Raw genomic sequence first — 15,843 nt, forward strand, 5'->3', positions numbered from 1 at the left:
GAACGGCGTTTCCCGCGTGGCGCCAGGCGGCGTGGTTACAGAGTGCCTTTGTAGGTGCCCTTGGGCATCAGCGAGCTGACGGATTGCTTTTGAATCCTGATCTGCACGTTTTCGGCGATTTCGACCTGCACGAAATTCTCGCCCACATCGGTGACCCGACCCAGCACGCCGCCACCGGAGACGATTTCGTCGCCTTTCTTGATCGTATCCACCATTTGCTTGTGCTCTTTGGCACGCTTGGTCTGGGGACGGATCAGCAGGAAGTAGAAGGCGCCGATCAGAATAATGGGAAACAGCAGGTTCATCAGGCCCAGCTCGCCGCCGGAGGGAGCGCCGGTTTGGGCCATGGCGGCGGGGATCAGGACGTTCAAGATGCTTTCCACGGTAGTTCCTCTTGGTTTGCCGGTCTCGATTGGCGGTCGCGCTGGCGAGAATCGGGGCGACCGTTAGCGGTGCTGGGCAGCGGAGTTCGCACGGGGACGGGCAGGGGGTCTGATTTAAAACTCGCCATTATACACAGGCGGTGAAATTTGCCCGCGTTTTTCATTATCGTCGCGAGCGCTTCCGGCCATCTTGCGGCGTGACGCTCCGTCGCGCTCCACCGTCGAAGTCGTCGGCTCCCGCGGTTGAAGGTACCGACAGCTCAGCCGCTGCTCTTCCCTCCATGGAAGAGAACGAGATTGGGCGGGGGCGAGGCGAGGGCTAGGTAATCACCGTCGGTTCGTTGCGCCCGGTGCGCTCGCGGATGCCGGCCAGGCTGTCGGCGATGCCGATCAGCTCCGCCAGCGCCTGCTGAGTGTCGAGATCATGCTTGGCCGGGTCGGCTTCGTAAGCTTCGATGTAGATCCGCAGAGTCGCGCCCTCGGTGCCGGTGCCGGACAGACGATAGACGATGCGTGAGCCGTCCTTGAAACCGATGCGGATGCCCTGTTTCTCGCTCACGCTGTCGTCGATGGAGTCGAGGTAGCGGAAATCGTCGGCGTAATCCACCGTATACGAACCGAGTGGCTGACCCGGCAGGGTCGCGCAGGCGGCGCGCAGCGCATCGATCAGGCCGTTGGCGGCGGTGCTGTCGACCGCTTCGTAGTCATGGCGGGTGTAATAATTACGTCCGTAGTTCCGCCAGTGCTCGCGCACGATCTCCGCCACCGATTGCCGGCGCTCGGCCAGGATGTTCAGCCAGAACAGCACTGCCCATAGCCCGTCCTTCTCGCGCACATGGTCGGAGCCGGTGCCGAAACTTTCTTCGCCGCACAAGGTGATTTTGCCGGCGTCCAGCAGGTTGCCGAAGAACTTCCAGCCGGTCGGGGTCTCGTAACAGTTCAGCCCCAATTTGGCCGCGACCCGGTCGGCCGCCTGGCTGGTCGGCATCGAGCGGGCCACGCCGGTCACGCGGGAGCGATAGCCGGGCGCCAGATCGGCGTTGGCCAGGATCACCGCCAGGCTGTCGCTGGGCGTGACGAAGAAATGCCGGCCCAGCACCATGTTGCGGTCGCCGTCCCCGTCCGAGGCCGCGCCGAAGTCGGGCGCGTCCGGGCCGAACAGGTGATCGGCCAGCTCTTTGGCGTACACCAGATTCGGATCGGGGTGGCCGTGGCCGAAGTCTTCCAGCGGTACGCCGTTGACCACCGTGCCGGCCGGCGCGCCCAGGCGGTGCTCCAGGATTTCGCGGGCGTAGGGGCCGGTCACCGCGTGCATGGCGTCGAAGCGCATTTGGAAGCCGGATTGGAACAGCGCGCGGATTCGGTCGAAGTCGAACAATTGCTCCATCAGATCAGCGTAATCGCACACCGAATCAACGATTTCAACCCGCATGTCGCCGACGAAGGCAGTCCCGATCTGGTCCAGGTCGATGTCCGGCGTGTCCAGTACATGGTAGCGGTTGATGTGCAGGGTGGCCGTGTAAATGGCCTCCGTCACTTTCTCCGCGGCCGGTCCACCGTTCGGGGTGTTGAACTTGATGCCGAAATCCTCGTCCGGTCCGCCGGGATTGTGACTGGCCGAAAGGATGATGCCGCCGCAGGCGCCGTGCTTGCGGATCATGTGGGAAACCGCGGGAGTGGAGAAAATGCCGCCCTGACCCAGCAAGACACGCCCGCAGCCGTTGGCGGCGGCGATGCGCAGGATTTTCTGAATTGCCTGCCGATTGTAATAGCGGCCGTCGCCACCCACCACCAATGGCGCGTCCTGGTAGCCTTTCTGCGTGTCGAAAATGCTCTGCACGAAATTTTCCAGGTAGTGCGGTTTTTCGAACACCTTGACTTTCTTGCGTAGCCCCGAGGTGCCGGGTTTTTGATCCTGGAACGGTTGGCTGGCGATGGTTTCGACGCTCATGATTCAGGACTCTCCTTGGGGTTTTTCGGGATGCGGCGCATTATGCACCTGTTGGTCACAGGATTGAATAAGAGGCGGTGGCCGATGGGGAATCGCCTAGAGGCGGCGCAGGTCGAGCGTGTAGGGGGTCAGGGCGGTGGTCGGCGGTTCCAGCGGCGGCGCGGTGGGAGCGGTTTCGAGCCGTTCCGTCACGAAGCGTGCGGCCCGGCGGCATGCCGCTTCCTCCAGATCCCGGGGCAGGCCGTCGTAACCGCCGCCCTGTGGCTGCCACTCGTGCAGGGTGAGCCGCAGCGCGCCCGGTTGGCGGGAGTGACTCAATAGCAGTTCGATCGGACCCTGGGCTTCCAGAGTGGGGTGCAGGCCGGTCCAGGGTTTGAAGCGGCGGTAGCGCAGCCCATGCACTCGAGTCTTTCCGTCCATCTCGTCTTCCCGGCGTAGCGGCAGCCGGTAGCCGTTTACCGTCAACTGCCAGTCGGCCAGATCCAGATCCAGATCCTGTTGCTCGGTGTCGGGATCGGCGCGCAGACTGATTTCCAGCCGCGCGCTGCTGGCATCCACCAACCGGGAATGGCCATGTTCCTGGGTCAGCGCGTCGCCCAGCAATGGCCAGAATTCCAGACCGCGCCGGATGGTGAGCCGGCAGCCGCCGAACGTCGCCTCGGCCAGCCAGTGGTAGCTGTCGTCCAGCAGTTCCGCGATCAGCGCTTGGCCCAGCCCCAGACCGGCGCGGGCCAGTTCGTCCAGCACCTCCCATAGATCGGCGCGCAGGTAGTAGGGCAGGGCGAAGCGATCATGCAATTCCTGGCCCCAACGGGTTGGTTCGGGATAATCCGGTGTCTGGGCCAGCATGGCGGCGATGGCCCGTAGCAGCGCCGCCAGGGTTGCCAGCCGTTCCGGGGTGGGTGGCATGCGAAAGGCGCGAAATTCCACCAGCCCCAACTGGCCGCGGCCAGGCAGGTAAGGGTTCCACAACTTTTCGATGTTGATTTCGGCGCGATGCGGGTTACCGGCCGGATCGGCCAGAAAGGGCGACAGGCTTTGCCAGAGCAGTTCCGGCGTTGGGTTGCGCTGGCGCTTGAGCAGCGCCAGCGCCAGCGCCATTTCCTCGAAAATATCGGTGGTCCGTTCGTCGGGGCGCGGTGCTTGGCTGGAGCTACCGACAAAATCGCCGGCGAAGTAGAACGACAAGGCCGGGTGGCGGTTGAAATAAGCAAGCAGCGCCGGCAGCAACCGAGGGTGGCTCAGAAAGGGACTGCGGTCTGGGTTGACGCCACCCAGGGTCAGTTGGCCGCCGCCGCCGGAGTCGGTGATCTGGCCGTTGTAGTGCAGCCGGTAGGGCGCAAGGCCGACGGAAGCGGCGGCGGCGAACCAGGCTCGGGTTTCGTCCAGGAAAGTGGCGACATCGGCCGCTGGCGCCATGTTGGTTTCCACCACGGCGGGGTCCGGCGTCAGTGTGGTCCAGGCCACGCTGGCGTCCACCGGCGGGGGAAAGCCGGTGAGGATCAGCCCCGGCAGCCCGGCGGCGTTGGCCGCCGCGCCGACCGCCGTCAGCAGTTGTTGGAACATTTCGCCATCGGGGCAGGCCGGCAACTCCACGCAGGGCGCGGCGACCGCCTCCAGACCTTGTTCCGGGCCGGGCCAGCCGATGCCGAGCAGGAACGTGCCCTGTTCCGCCAGCTCGTCGCGCGGTCCCCGCGGTGGAATCGCTTGGCCGTGCGGGCTGGGGCGGGCCAGTCGCGGGTCTCGCTCGGGATTGGCCAGTAGCGGCAGTCGGTCGCGGCGGAACGCGATGCGCAGTTCAGGGTAGGTTTCGACCGCGAACAGTAGCGCGGGCCAGCCGTATGCGCCGAGCCGCTGGGCGAGTTGTTCCCAGAAGTCCTCAAGCTGACCGGTGGGCAGGGCGGTGGGTGTGCTGTCCAGCAGGGGATCGGGTGGGCCGGACCAGACGGCTTGGCCGTCGCGCCGTCGGTACAATCCCAGGCTCCAGCGTGGCCGGTCTTCCTTGGAGTATTGTCGGCCCAAGGTTCGCAGGATCGCCGTTCCCGGCGTTTGCCCGAGGGCCTGAGCCAGCATTTGCCGGGCGCGCGCTTCCTTGGTCGAGCCGAGGGCATTATGCAGCCACTCCGGCGCTTCGGAAGCACGATCGGTGAAAGTCGGTTCGGCGCCGATCCAGATCGCCAGATCGCGGCGTTTGATGAGCTCGTCGTGAGAACGAATGGCCTGATCGAAAGCCGGAACGGTTGTTTTCATGGTGCCCATGCTGTCCGGAAACAAATTGGCGCGGCATTCTACGAGATTTCAGGCGTGGAAGTAACGGTTATTACCGATCGTCGGCCGAGCATGGGTGGGTTTGCGGTGCGGGCGGACGGTTTACGGATCGGTGGCGGCGCGGCCGATGGCCCAGATTTCGATATCCGCCACGCCACTGGCCCGTAGAATGCGGGAGCATTCGGCAACGGTACTGGCCGTGGTGACGACGTCGTCCATCAGCGCCACCCGCCGTCCCGATAAAAGCCGGTTGGCGGCGAATGCCCCCCGCGGGTTGTCGTGGCGACGGCTGGCGTCCAGTTGGGTTTGCGGGGGGGTGTGGCGCACGCGGCGCAGACCGTCGGCCAGCAGCGGCACGCGGAAACGTCGGGCGCTGGCGCGCGCCAATTCCAGCGCCTGATTGAACCCGCGTTCCCGCAGGCGTAGCGGATGCAGCGGTACCGGAATGATACAATCGGGCGGTGGCGCGTTCCGTTCGGCCAGCGCCGCCGCGAACAGCTCGCCCAGCAGCCGGGCGTGACTCAGCCGATGCGTGAATTTCAGCCCGAGAATTAAAAAATCCACCGGTGGTCGATAGCGAAAAGGCACGAAGGCACGATCGAAGCTGAACGACCGCGCCCGGCAATACTCGCAGTCGCCATCGGCACCGGCCGCCAGCGGCAGGGCGCAACCCGGACAGGCCCATGCGTTGCGCGGTAGGTCGCCGTCGCAGCCGGCGCACAGATCGCGGTCCGCCGTGCCGGTGGCCCCGCACAGCAGGCAGATTGGCGGCAGGAGTCCATGCCGCAGCGCGCGCGGCCAGGCGAAAGTCACGGCGCGCTGTCCTGGGTTGGCCGCGTCGCGGCAGGTTCCCGGAGCCGCTGGTTTTTCCAGTGAGGCGCGGGTTCGTTCTTCATGGCAAGGGTGTTGTGATGCATATTCTGGAACAAAGCGAAAATACGGTCATTGGCAAGGTGGCGCGCGGTTCGTCCGCCAAGCGGGCTTCCGCCCTGATGAATTACGGTAATCTGATCGCGATTCTCGTGCCGTTTCCCCTGCTGATTTTCTGGTTCGGCGCTTCGATGCTGGTATACGCGATGAATCGCCATCATCCCAACCCGAAGGTGGGGTATTACACCCAGCAGGCGGCCTATCGCTTTTATGGGGTCACCGGGTTTTTTATCGTGATCGCGACCTTCATTCCCGGCAGCGGCTGGATTTGGCATCTGATCGCCTGGATTTTGGCGGCCCTGGTCTTGGTTCCCTGGTCCATTATGGACTTGCGGCGTATCCATCGCGATGAATGGATGGATATTCCCTTGAACGACGAAGGTCATCCGCTGCTTGGCACCGTCGTATCCCAGGGAGGTTGACACCGGCCTTCGGCGCCGTCTCTCGGCGGGATCGGCGCGGCGATGGCCACCTGGGTCTTTTGAGCAATGATCATGAACGATGTGATTCTTTCGCTGGAAGGTATCGGCCTGTCGACGTTCCTGCAGGAACTCGACAGCGTCATGATCGCGCTGTTGGACGAAAACAGTCGCATTTTGGCCGCTAACCGCAGCTTCCTGCGACTGATGCCGCCGTCGGCAAGGGGTGGCCAATCCTGGGATGCGCGCGCGCTGTTCATCAGTCCCCACCTGGAGGACGTGCAGGCGCTGGTACCGTATCAGGGGCGCGCGCTGCTGTTGTATCGGGGTATGCTGAACATCGCCCGCGCGGACCGAAAAAACCATTCCATGCAGGGTCATATCTACCGCTGGCCGCAGGGGCGGCTGCTGGTGGCGGCCGAGTGCGATGTGGAAGGGTTGGAAGCGCTAGGGGCGACAGTGCTGCAACTGAACACTGAACTGGCCAGGATCCAGCATCAGTGGTCGCGCGCCAACCGGGAGTCGCCGCGGAGCGAAGCGAAGGTCGGGAAACCGACGCATTTCGATTCGCCGACGGAGACGGATCGGCGGCGGTTGGAAGAGGTGCTGGCGGTGGAAGTCGAACGTAGCCGCCGCCAGCGTCACCCACTCTGTCTGCTGATCGCGGATCTGGATCATTTCAGGCAGGTCAATGAGCGTTGGGGGCGCGCGACCGGCGCTGAGGTTTTGCGCGATTTTGCGGCGCTGTTGCGCGAACACAGCCGGCAAGGCGCTCTAGTTATGCGATCCGACGGGAAGAGGTTTGTCGTGTTGTTGCCGGAAACCCTGTTGGAACCCGCGGTGGTCGGCGCCGAGCGTATCCGGCAGCGGCTGGAATGGCGGTCGATCCTGTCGCTGCACGGGCCGGTTACCGCCAGTTTCGGCGTGGCGATGCGAGCCGAAGGGGAGGGCGCCGAAGATCTGCTACGGCGTGCCGGGCAGGCGCTGTATCGCTCGAAGCGGGAGGGCCGCAACCGGGTGACCCAATCGATCGCCTCCGGCCAGATCGCGGCGCCGAATGTGAGCAGTTGCTGAGGGCGCGGTGATCCGCCGGGATTCCGGAGCGTTCCGAAAGAGTTTTTGGCATATTTCATGCCTTGATTTTTTTAAGGCTTATATTCCAATCCGAGGAAGCTCCACATGTTACAAACCGTCGCCACTGTCCCCACGCCCTGCATGATCGAACTGCTGGAACTCATCGCGCTCGCCGATCGGCACGATGTCGAGCCACGCCTGAGCGAATACTTGCGGCATTGCCGGCGCGCCGGCTACGAACCGCCACTCGAACTGCTTGACTTGGCGCGTGATCATATCGAGCGCAAACGCGCTTGCTAGCATCGCTGGCCAGTGTGCGCAAAACGGTCCAATCCGGCCGTGGCTGGGCTGAAATGAACCATGCTGGGTCATTTGTCGCTTCGATGGTATTCGTCTTGACCCGAGGTTGCCTGGGAGCCGCTCACGACCGGAACAGCCGCGAATACTGGGTTTCGTGCAGTGCTCCGGCCAGCGCCAGCCCTGGCGCGGCGGCGCCGATATCCTCATCCGCCAGCTTCAGGCCCTGTTCCACCGCGGCGGCGATGACCGGGCCGGCGGCGGTCAACAGGCGCTGGCTGGCGGTCTGACCGAGCGGCAGCAGGCGGGTTGCGGCGACGACCTGATTCTCAGTCCAGGCCCAGGCGTAGCCGGTGGTGGCCTCCGGCAGCGGAATATTCCATCTGACCGTCGCCAAGCTGAATAGGGTGGCGAAACACACCCGAGGCGCGTTCCGCCACGGTTCCGCTTCCGCGATGCCCAGATCGGTCAGCAAGCGGGCCAGCGCCGTGCCGAGATGGCGATCTTCCCTCTGCAATTCCGCTGCCTCGCGCGAGGCGTAGAGCCAGGCGTTCCAGCGCCGCGCCGTGTCTGGGTCGGCAGTGTTCCAAGCCTGGTATAGGCGAGCGAACACCGGCAGATCCAGATGTCGGATACTGTGGCCGAGCAGGCCGAGAATCCAGGCGCCGGCGCTGGCCGCGTCCCGCACCCAGCCGCGCTCCACCGCGCATTCCAGTCCCTGCGAATAGGCGTAAGCCCCCACCGGTAGGGAAGGGCTGCACAGTTGCAGCAAGCGTGGCAGGTTGGAAAGCGTTAGCGACATGCGGGGATGGGCGGGTAGCAGCCGAGGGCGCGGGCGATGGTGACCGGTTAACGGCGCTGGCCGAGGCCGGCGGGCGCATTGCGCGCGTACCCCTTGCGCTGGATTTTATCCTGATACATCGCCTCGTCCGCCCGATGTAGCGCGTCTTCCAGCAAGCAGTGGCTGGTGGCGACACCGGCGCCCAGCGATATGGAAATGGGGAAAACCATGTCCCGTTGGTTGAAGGTGGCCATGGTGGCGCGGATTTGAGCGATGGCGACGGCGGCCCGTTCTTCATCGGTCCCATGCAGGACAATGGCGAATTCGTCGCCGCCGATGCGCGCCACCATGTCCTCGGCCCGCATGCCGTGCTGGAGCACCTGCGCGGCCTTCTTGATCAGCAGATCGCCGACCTGGTGGCCACAGGTGTCGTTGGCGGTCTTGAGACCGTCCAGATCGGCGATCAGAAAACTGACCGGGTAGTCGCCCGCCGCACGTAGCCGGTCGAGTTCCTCGTTGAAGTAGGCGCGGTTGTACAAGCCGGTGAGGGAATCGTGCACGCTCAGATAGCGAACCTTTTCCTCGGCGGCGCGCTTTTCCCGGAGTGCTTCGATCATCTGGTTGAAGGAATTGGAAAATTCCCCGAGAAAATCGACATACTGATCGAGATCGCCCTCCGCCACCCGCTGGGTTTGCCAGGTCAGATGGCGCAGGCTGGATTGCAGGTGCTTGAGCGGGCCGAGCAGATGGACGCCCGGCGGCGCGTCCTGAGCCAGATCACCGTTGGCCAGCGTGATGGCAAAGCGGCGTAACGCCTCCAGCGCGTCCAGGAGGCGGTCGAAATGCTCGGCGAAGGCTTGCAGCTCCGGGGTCAGCCCGACCGGCCGCAGCGGGCTGGTGCCCCGCGCGGCCAGCAGTTTTTCGATCCTGCCGGCCGCCGCCGTCAGATAACGGCGGTCATCCTCGTTCATGCGGCGAGGGCGTCGGGCTTGACATCGAAGCGGCAGGTACGGTCGCCAGTGGCCCAGCAGTCGATTTCCTTGGCGGAAAAGGACTGGCCGGTGTAGGCATACAGCAGGCCGGCGATAAAGCCTTCATCGTAATCGCAGACCGTGGTGCCCATGATCGGCAGGCCGGAGCAGTCCAGATCTTCCGAGACGGTGAGCATGAATGTCAGCTTTTCCGGATCGGCCCGTTCCACGCGCAGCACGCCGATCCCCATTTCCTTAAGCTGGTTCTGCAGTTCGGCGATAAAGGCGTTGAGTGGTTGGTTGCGGTCGAGGACGTTCAGGCAGAACTCGCGGCCGGCGATCCAGCCGGCATCCCGCAAAATGTCGCCCGCCGTGTCGTCGCCGTAGCGCTGGGCCAGCGTTTCCCGCAGGGTATATTGGGCTAGCCGGTAGATCGCCACCGGGAGTTGCGAGCCGAGATTGGGGCGCCCCAGCTCGATATCGCCGAGGTCGTCCCACTGAAAACGATAATGTTCGCCGAAGGTCGGGATCATGGCTGGTCTCGCTTGCAGGCAGGTTACGGGGGATGTCGGCGGCGGTAGAATCATCCGCTGGCCGGCCATGGAATTTCGCAACGCGCACCTCCTGTGTCAGATGGGATTATATCCCTGTTCGATATGGGATTATATTCCTGTTTGATAAGGACGTGTCCGGCATTCGCGCAAAACCCCGCAAGCCAGCCGGCGCTCGATGAAGATCGAACGCCGGCTGCGTCCGGTCTAGGCATGGTGGTGGCGTTCGCCGCCGTAGGCCCCCGCTTCCGGTTCGAACGGCGCTTGCTCGCGGCTTACCGTCAGCCCCAGTTCCCGCGCCATGTCATCCAGTACGTGATCGTGCGAATAACGCAGCCAGCCGGGACCAAGTTGCAGGGCAATGTGGCGGTTGCCGAGGTGATAGGCGGCGCGCGCCAGCAGCAGGGCGTCGTCGGCGCGGGCGGTGGAGACGGTTTCCGGGGCGGCGCGCACCTCCACGATGAGGCCGCTGGTAGCGCGCAAGCGGTCGCCGTGGCGCAGCACGGTGCCGCGCGGCAGGAACAGCCCAGCGTCCCGGCCGTTATCGAGCCGCGTTCGCAGCCGGCTCTTCTGCCGTTGCTCGAACGGCAGGGTCAGCGTGGCCTGGGCAGCGATTGGTTCGCGCAGGCGTTCGGTAATCTGTAGTTCCGGATTTTCGTTGGCGTTCATTTCTCGGGTCATCGTGGTCAAGGCACACTCAATCCATCATAATCGCGCGGTTTGCGAATTGCTCGCGTCTGACGCGCCTGATCAAAAGGATTCTCGTCGATGGCTTCGTCCAGCCCCATGCTGACCCTTGAGCGACTCATTGGATTGAACATGATTCCAACACTAAAGTTTCCGATTCGTTCGCGTCGGCGCGCGGTCGCTTGGGCGATGCTCGGGTTCGCGCTGCTGGCGTTGCCGGCGACGGTCACCGTCCGGGCCGACATTTTCGAGGAAGGTGACGTATTGATGGTACAAGGCGCGCCGGGCGTCATTCATTATCATCATGACTCCGAACACGCCGACTACTCCTGGATAGTTGGCGCGGAGTGGCAATTCCCTTCGCGCTGGCTGGTCGGCGCGTCCTACTTCAATAACAGTTTCAATCAGAAAAGCCAGTATTTTTACTTTGGGAAATCCTGGCCGCTGGAATCCATCGACAGCAACCTGTACTTCAAGCTGACTGGTGGCGTGCTGCTCGGCTACAAGGAACCTTACGAGAATAAGATCCCATACAATCACAATGGCGTGGCGCCGGGCGTGGTGCCGGCGCTTGGTTACCGGTTCGGCGATTTCAACGTGCAGCTCAACCTGCTCGGCACGGCGGCGGTGGCGTTCACTGTCGGCTACGATCTGTTCAAATAGCGTGAGGTGGAGTTTCAATCGGAGGTTGGTCCACGGTACAGCGTGGCTGGCCTGACGAAATTTCAATCTGGTAGCATGAAATCATTGCCTTTACGACTTTCTGGAGCCCAGCCGTGTCGAAGCTGAAAAGAACCCCCCGGAAGAAAATTTCCGTTGAGCAGTGGCATCACATGATTGCGGAAGCCGCCTATTTCCGCGCCGAGCGCCGGGGTTTCCAGGGGGGGTGTCCCATGGAAGACTGGTTAGAGGCAGAACACGAAATCAATCAGTTGTATGTCCAGCCGGAGCCGTCGCCCCGCGGGGCACTGGTGTTCCTGGAGGCTGTGGCCAAGCAGCCCCGAGGGGTCGAACAGCTTGTCGGCGCAACTGCTGGGAATCTCCCATAAGGCTGGTAAGGCTGGAAATCCTCCCACCGGAGTTTGAGTGTCCTCCCGCCATCGTGCTCCCCGATATCGCCAACCACGGTGGCCACTTCCAAAACCCCGGCGTGACGAAGCGGTGGCTCCGCCAAACGGAGTCAGCGCTCATGGAAGCAACGGGCTGGTGTGTCAGGACATCGACGCACAGCGCTTAAGCTGGATTGGCTGGATTCGGCCGCGCGCTTTGCGCGGGCGGTGTCGCCGGCGCCGCGTACCACTGATCCTTGGGCACGATCTTGAGTTCCGGCGGATCGCTGATGTAGGCCGGGGTCATGATCGCCACGCCGTACTCGTTGAAGATATCGAGAATGTTCTCGTGCAGCGTCGAGTAAAGCCGGGCCATGGCTTGGGGGTCTTTGCAGTAGGCATTCAGTTCGTAGGTCACGGCGAAATCCCCGAGTGCCGTTTTCAGCACGAACGGCGCTGGCTGTTTGAGCAGGCCCACCGTGCGGTCGGCGGCCAGTCGCAGCATGGCTTCCACCTGCCGCCAGGGCGTCTCGTAGCCGATGCCGACGGTGGTGTGCAGCACCAGCCCCTGCTCTCTGGCAAGGGTGCTGTAGTTGATGACTTCGCCGTTCAGGATCGTGGTGCTGGGGAGGACGATCTCTTCGTTCTTGGGCGAGCGCAGCCGGGCTACCAGCACCCGCATCTCCATCACGTCGCCGACGGTACCGTTGATCTTGACCCGGTCGCCGATCTTGAACGGGCGCCGGTAGGCCAGACTGTAGCCGGCGATGATATTGGCGATGATCGAGGACGAACCGAGAGAAATGATCAGACCGAGAAAGATCGAGATGCCCTTAAAGGCGTCGGATTGCGAGCCCGGCACGTAGGGATAGGCCATCACCACCGCGAAAATGATGACCAGCAGGCGGGCAATCCGGTAAGTCGGCCACGCCCATTCCCGTTCGAAGGACGCCAGCCGAATGGCCCCTTGGTCGATGCTGTTGAAGAAGGTTTCGATCATCTTCAGGATATAGCGAGTCACCAGGATCAGGAGCGCAATAAAGATCAGATTCGGCACTGCGTCGAGCACGGCCAGAGCCATGGTGTGCAAGGGGTTGAGAATCAGATCGAGCAGCCATGCCGCGAACGATCGCGTCCAGGGATACAGGCCGAGGACGAAATTGAGAGAGAGGAATACCAGCACCGCCTTGAGCAGCACGAAAATCACCTTGAGGGCGCCACGCAACGCGTTCGCCAACTGCTGGGCTCTCAAGAACCGCGCCGATTGCGCCTCCAGCGCCTTAAGATGGGTCTGTAGCCGTAGCGCGACGATGTTATCCAGGCGATTAAAGCCCCGGTGGAAACCGAACAACAGCCCCATGGCCGCCAGCGTGGCCGCGAGGGCGTACAGCGAGTTGATCAACAACACGCGTGGGCTGCGGTCGCGGCGGTAGGATGCGATCACTTCGATGAGTCGAAGCTGGGTTGCTTCGGCCAAAATTTTCCGGCTGACCCCCTCCAGCTCGGCGTCGATATCGAACAGGTTGAACAGGAAGCGGTCTCCGGCGTGCAGGTCGGTGCGGTCGCCTTTGTCTTCCGTCCGCACCGCTCCGGCGGGAATGGTGGGGTCCCTGGCGGCGGTTACGATTCTGCCGGCAATTTCCTCGGCGCGCTTTTGCGCTGGGAAGGCCTCGACGCCCCGCACGCTGAGAATGGCTCGTCCGTCCACCAATACCTCCGCGCGTTCGTACTTGCTTGCCGCGAGGGGGTAGGGGGTACCGGTTTCTGTGTTGGTGGCGGCGGTTGCGATGGCAACCCAGGCCCAAAGCGCGAGGCCGGTGACCGGCAGCCAAGCCGTTGACCGGCTACTTGCGGGTTTTTCCGCAAGCGCTACCTTGGCGGGGCCATCCTGCCGAGAAACGGAGTCATTGAAACCGTGCATTGCCATTGATCTCTTCCAAGTGGATGACTCGCTCAACCCGCGAAATCACAGCCCGAAGGCTGGAAAATTATAGAGCTTTCCCGATCGGGAAATCCGGCCGAGCACCGCGGACGGTCGATTTGGCGTCAGCGTTGGTTTGCTTGTGGAGGCAGGTTATGCTTCAGGCGTACAGCATCGGATTTGCCGGATTGTCGTGAGTGTTGATTGCGCGGGCAAGGCGTGTTGCCCGTGCCGGCGGGCCTGTTGTCGCCGGTACGATGGTGGGCTGTATCATTCGACGCGGCGGGACCCAGCAGCGGCGGGATTATTTCATCATCTGATGGGTTATTACTATCCGCCACCGCCACCGCCGGGCTATTATCAGCCGCCTTGCTGTCGCTGTTGGGGGAACTGATCGGTGACTGGCGCCGCCGTTTCTGGCGTAGCCAGCTTCGAGAGTGGCCGGGCAGTACTTCGGGTGTGGGTGCTGAGCTAAGAATGAATATTAATTCAATAGGTTGCTGGTTTTTTTCGCGTCTAGAACGCATCTGATAATAGAACAGATAATAGGGCTGTTAAAAGTGCCGACAGAAACCGAGAAGCCATCAATTAATGAAAGCTGGCTATTATTGATAGGCTTGTTAGCATCCATCGTTGACTTGGTAATCTTTTTTGGTTTTTTTAAGCAGTCTCATTCATTGGTTGTTGCACATATCACAGGTTTTCTCTCGGCGGCAGCCATTCAATATGTATTGATTCAATTTTGGTTAACAAGAGCTAATGATTTTCGATCAAAATCAGCTTGGACAATAGAGTTTTTTGTCATCGCTTTATTAATGCTTTTTTTGCGTGGTGGGATTCTATCTTCTTTGGTAAGTTTTTCATATGTACCCTCTGTATCAGTTATGTATTTTTGTATTTTCATCTCTTCAATATTGTATTTCTCTGTTAATTTTGCTGCTTTACATTTAGAATTTAATAATCAAAAAAAATCTATTAATAAGTGGCGTTATTATTATGTTGGACTGATTTTATATTCAATTATTTTGCGATTGCTATATTTGAGTGCGCCAGAGCTTTTTTACGAGGAAGCTTATTATTGGAATTATGCGATGCATCTGGATATAGGGTATTTAGATCATCCGCCAATGGTTGCCTGGATCATTTCGCTCTTTACGAAGCTGATGGGTAATAATGAATTTGCGGTTCGGTTTGGCGCTTTTATATGCTGGTTTATAACGGCCATTTCTTTATACAAACTCACTGGTCTTGCCTGTAATAAATCGAAAGATATTCAAACAATCCTGCTGATCGCTGTGCTACCTGCCTACTTCGCGGTAGGTTGGGCGATGACCCCCGATGCACCGTTAGTGGCCTGTTGGGCGATGGCTCTTTATTTTTTTTATCAAGCACTGATTCGCGAATCACGAGTAGCTTGGATAGGGATTGGTCTTGCGATTGGGTTAGGAATGTTGGCAAAATACACGATCGCCTTGTTGGGTATTGCCGCATGTGCTTTTATATTGATTGACCGTGATGCAAGAAAATGGCTAATGCGACCGGAGCCCTATGCTGCAATTGCTATTGCCCTGATAATATTTTTACCGGTTATTATTTGGAATGCTAATCATGAGTGGGTCTCGTTTTTGTATCAGAGTCGTGGCAGGGTGACCGATCAGTTTGAGTTTTCTCTGCCTTATCTGATGGGGACGATAATTTTAATTATTACACCCACTGGATTTTTGTCGCTAATTGCGATTTTGTTATATAGGAAAACCATTTTGTCAGGAGGCGATGCGGTTCTTAATCGTCCGGTGGATACGCAAGCGAGGCGCGGTTACACTTTATTGGCAACCCTGACTTTATTGCCGGTTTCAGTGTTTGTATTACTCAGTTTATTCAGGGAAACAAAATTTCACTGGACCGCACCATGTTGGCTAGGTATTGTGCCTTATATGGCGCTGACTGTAACAGGTAAGTTGCGATTCGGTTTGAATAGACTCTTTGGATGGATCCAGCATGCTTGGCCAGCGACGATTATTATTTGCCTGTTGCTCTATGGTGTTTTTTTGCATTACTTAGCACTGGGATTTCCAGGGGTTTCTTATCCATACAACTATCATTTGTTGGGATGGAACGATTTTGGGCATGAAATTGAAGCACTGGTAAATCGGGTTGAGTATGAAACAGGTGAAAAGATATTAGTCGTCGGCATGGATAGAAATAGAGTAGCCAGTGGTCTTGCTTTTTATCGTACTAAGGCAATCGAGTCTTCCAATGAGAAATTGGTATCTAATCCTGCAGTTGAAACTTCCAGTTGGCACCTGTTTGGTGGTAACGGTTTGATGTATGAGCGCTGGTTTCCCATAGACCGACAACAGGATAAGACCTTATTATTAGTCGGTAGAAATAGAGCCGATTTGGCTAGTGAGAGTGTCTTTTCTCATATAAAACAAGCACAGGAGATCAAGGAGATTAAGATCAACAAAAATGGCCAGCAGGTTGGTCTTTACTATTATCGAATGGTGAAAGGCTATCGAAGCCAACCAACTATCGATAAAAACTCTGCTAATAATTAACTC

Annotated in this window: 15 protein-coding genes; 6 read left to right on the forward strand and 9 right to left on the reverse strand. The window is 60.1% G+C overall.

Features of this window, described 5'->3' with window-relative positions; translation table 11 throughout:
* Nucleotides 1-35: 35 nt before the first annotated feature.
* The 4 genes from yajC to IPM89_00330 form a co-directional block, all read right to left on the reverse strand.
* Nucleotides 36-347 (reverse strand): preprotein translocase subunit YajC, encoded by a 312-nt coding sequence (yajC, locus tag IPM89_00315; GenBank protein QQS55712.1) that lies wholly within the window; start codon nucleotides 345-347, stop codon nucleotides 36-38.
* A 355-nt stretch (nucleotides 348-702) separates the two neighbouring features.
* A complete protein-coding gene (locus IPM89_00320) occupies nucleotides 703-2,334 on the reverse strand; it encodes an alpha-D-glucose phosphate-specific phosphoglucomutase (GenBank protein QQS54362.1) in 1,632 nt (543 codons plus the stop codon).
* A gap of 96 nt (nucleotides 2,335-2,430) precedes the next feature.
* Complete coding sequence (locus IPM89_00325) at nucleotides 2,431-4,584, reverse strand: transglutaminase family protein (GenBank protein ID QQS54363.1); 2,154 nt, start codon at nucleotides 4,582-4,584, stop codon at nucleotides 2,431-2,433.
* A gap of 120 nt (nucleotides 4,585-4,704) precedes the next feature.
* A complete protein-coding gene (locus tag IPM89_00330; protein ID QQS54364.1) occupies nucleotides 4,705-5,415 on the reverse strand; it encodes a ComF family protein in 711 nt (236 codons plus the stop codon).
* Nucleotides 5,416-5,513: 98 nt separating this feature from the next.
* Between IPM89_00330 and IPM89_00335 the strand changes: the two genes are divergently transcribed.
* The 3 genes from IPM89_00335 to IPM89_00345 all read left to right on the forward strand — a co-directional run bounded on the left by IPM89_00335 (nucleotide 5,514) and on the right by IPM89_00345 (nucleotide 7,325).
* On the forward strand, nucleotides 5,514-5,954 hold the full coding sequence (locus tag IPM89_00335) for a hypothetical protein (protein ID QQS54365.1): 441 nt from the start codon (nucleotides 5,514-5,516) through the stop codon (nucleotides 5,952-5,954).
* Between the two features lie 72 nt (nucleotides 5,955-6,026).
* On the forward strand, nucleotides 6,027-7,025 hold the full coding sequence (locus IPM89_00340) for a GGDEF domain-containing protein (GenBank protein QQS54366.1): 999 nt from the start codon (nucleotides 6,027-6,029) through the stop codon (nucleotides 7,023-7,025).
* A gap of 105 nt (nucleotides 7,026-7,130) precedes the next feature.
* Nucleotides 7,131-7,325, forward strand: a complete 195-nt coding sequence (locus IPM89_00345; protein QQS54367.1) for a hypothetical protein — start codon at nucleotides 7,131-7,133, stop codon at nucleotides 7,323-7,325.
* Nucleotides 7,326-7,446: 121 nt separating this feature from the next.
* Here IPM89_00345 and IPM89_00350 read toward each other — a convergent pair whose 3' ends face one another.
* From IPM89_00350 to ureE, 4 genes are all read right to left on the reverse strand, one after another.
* Nucleotides 7,447-8,124, reverse strand: a complete 678-nt coding sequence (locus IPM89_00350; GenBank protein ID QQS54368.1) for an urease accessory protein UreF — start codon at nucleotides 8,122-8,124, stop codon at nucleotides 7,447-7,449.
* Nucleotides 8,125-8,171: 47 nt separating this feature from the next.
* On the reverse strand, nucleotides 8,172-9,074 hold the full coding sequence (locus tag IPM89_00355; GenBank protein ID QQS54369.1) for a GGDEF domain-containing protein: 903 nt from the start codon (nucleotides 9,072-9,074) through the stop codon (nucleotides 8,172-8,174).
* Nucleotides 9,071-9,607: a 4-vinyl reductase gene (locus tag IPM89_00360; GenBank protein QQS55713.1), complete on the reverse strand. Its 537-nt coding sequence runs from the start codon at nucleotides 9,605-9,607 to the stop codon at nucleotides 9,071-9,073. Before IPM89_00360 ends, IPM89_00355 begins: the two co-directional genes overlap by 4 nt.
* Before the next feature lie 225 nt (nucleotides 9,608-9,832).
* Nucleotides 9,833-10,294 (reverse strand): urease accessory protein UreE, encoded by a 462-nt coding sequence (gene ureE / locus IPM89_00365; protein QQS54370.1) that lies wholly within the window; start codon nucleotides 10,292-10,294, stop codon nucleotides 9,833-9,835.
* 207 nt (nucleotides 10,295-10,501) lie between these two features.
* Here ureE and IPM89_00370 point away from each other — a divergent pair, with 207 nt between their 5' ends.
* Both IPM89_00370 and IPM89_00375 read left to right on the forward strand, forming a co-directional pair.
* Nucleotides 10,502-10,975 carry a hypothetical protein gene (locus tag IPM89_00370; protein ID QQS55714.1) on the forward strand — a complete coding sequence of 158 codons (474 nt, stop codon included), beginning with the start codon at nucleotides 10,502-10,504 and terminating at the stop codon, nucleotides 10,973-10,975.
* A 170-nt stretch (nucleotides 10,976-11,145) separates the two neighbouring features.
* Nucleotides 11,146-11,361: a DUF2934 domain-containing protein gene (locus tag IPM89_00375; protein QQS55715.1), complete on the forward strand. Its 216-nt coding sequence runs from the start codon at nucleotides 11,146-11,148 to the stop codon at nucleotides 11,359-11,361.
* Between the two features lie 184 nt (nucleotides 11,362-11,545).
* Here IPM89_00375 and IPM89_00380 read toward each other — a convergent pair whose 3' ends face one another.
* Nucleotides 11,546-13,282: a mechanosensitive ion channel gene (locus IPM89_00380; GenBank protein ID QQS54371.1), complete on the reverse strand. Its 1,737-nt coding sequence runs from the start codon at nucleotides 13,280-13,282 to the stop codon at nucleotides 11,546-11,548.
* Between the two features lie 560 nt (nucleotides 13,283-13,842).
* Between IPM89_00380 and IPM89_00385 the strand changes: the two genes are divergently transcribed.
* A complete protein-coding gene (locus IPM89_00385; GenBank protein ID QQS54372.1) occupies nucleotides 13,843-15,840 on the forward strand; it encodes a glycosyltransferase family 39 protein in 1,998 nt (665 codons plus the stop codon).
* Nucleotides 15,841-15,843 lie beyond the last annotated feature (3 nt).

This window comes from Candidatus Competibacteraceae bacterium (assembly GCA_016699715.1).
Lineage (GTDB): Bacteria > Pseudomonadota > Gammaproteobacteria > Competibacterales > Competibacteraceae > Competibacter.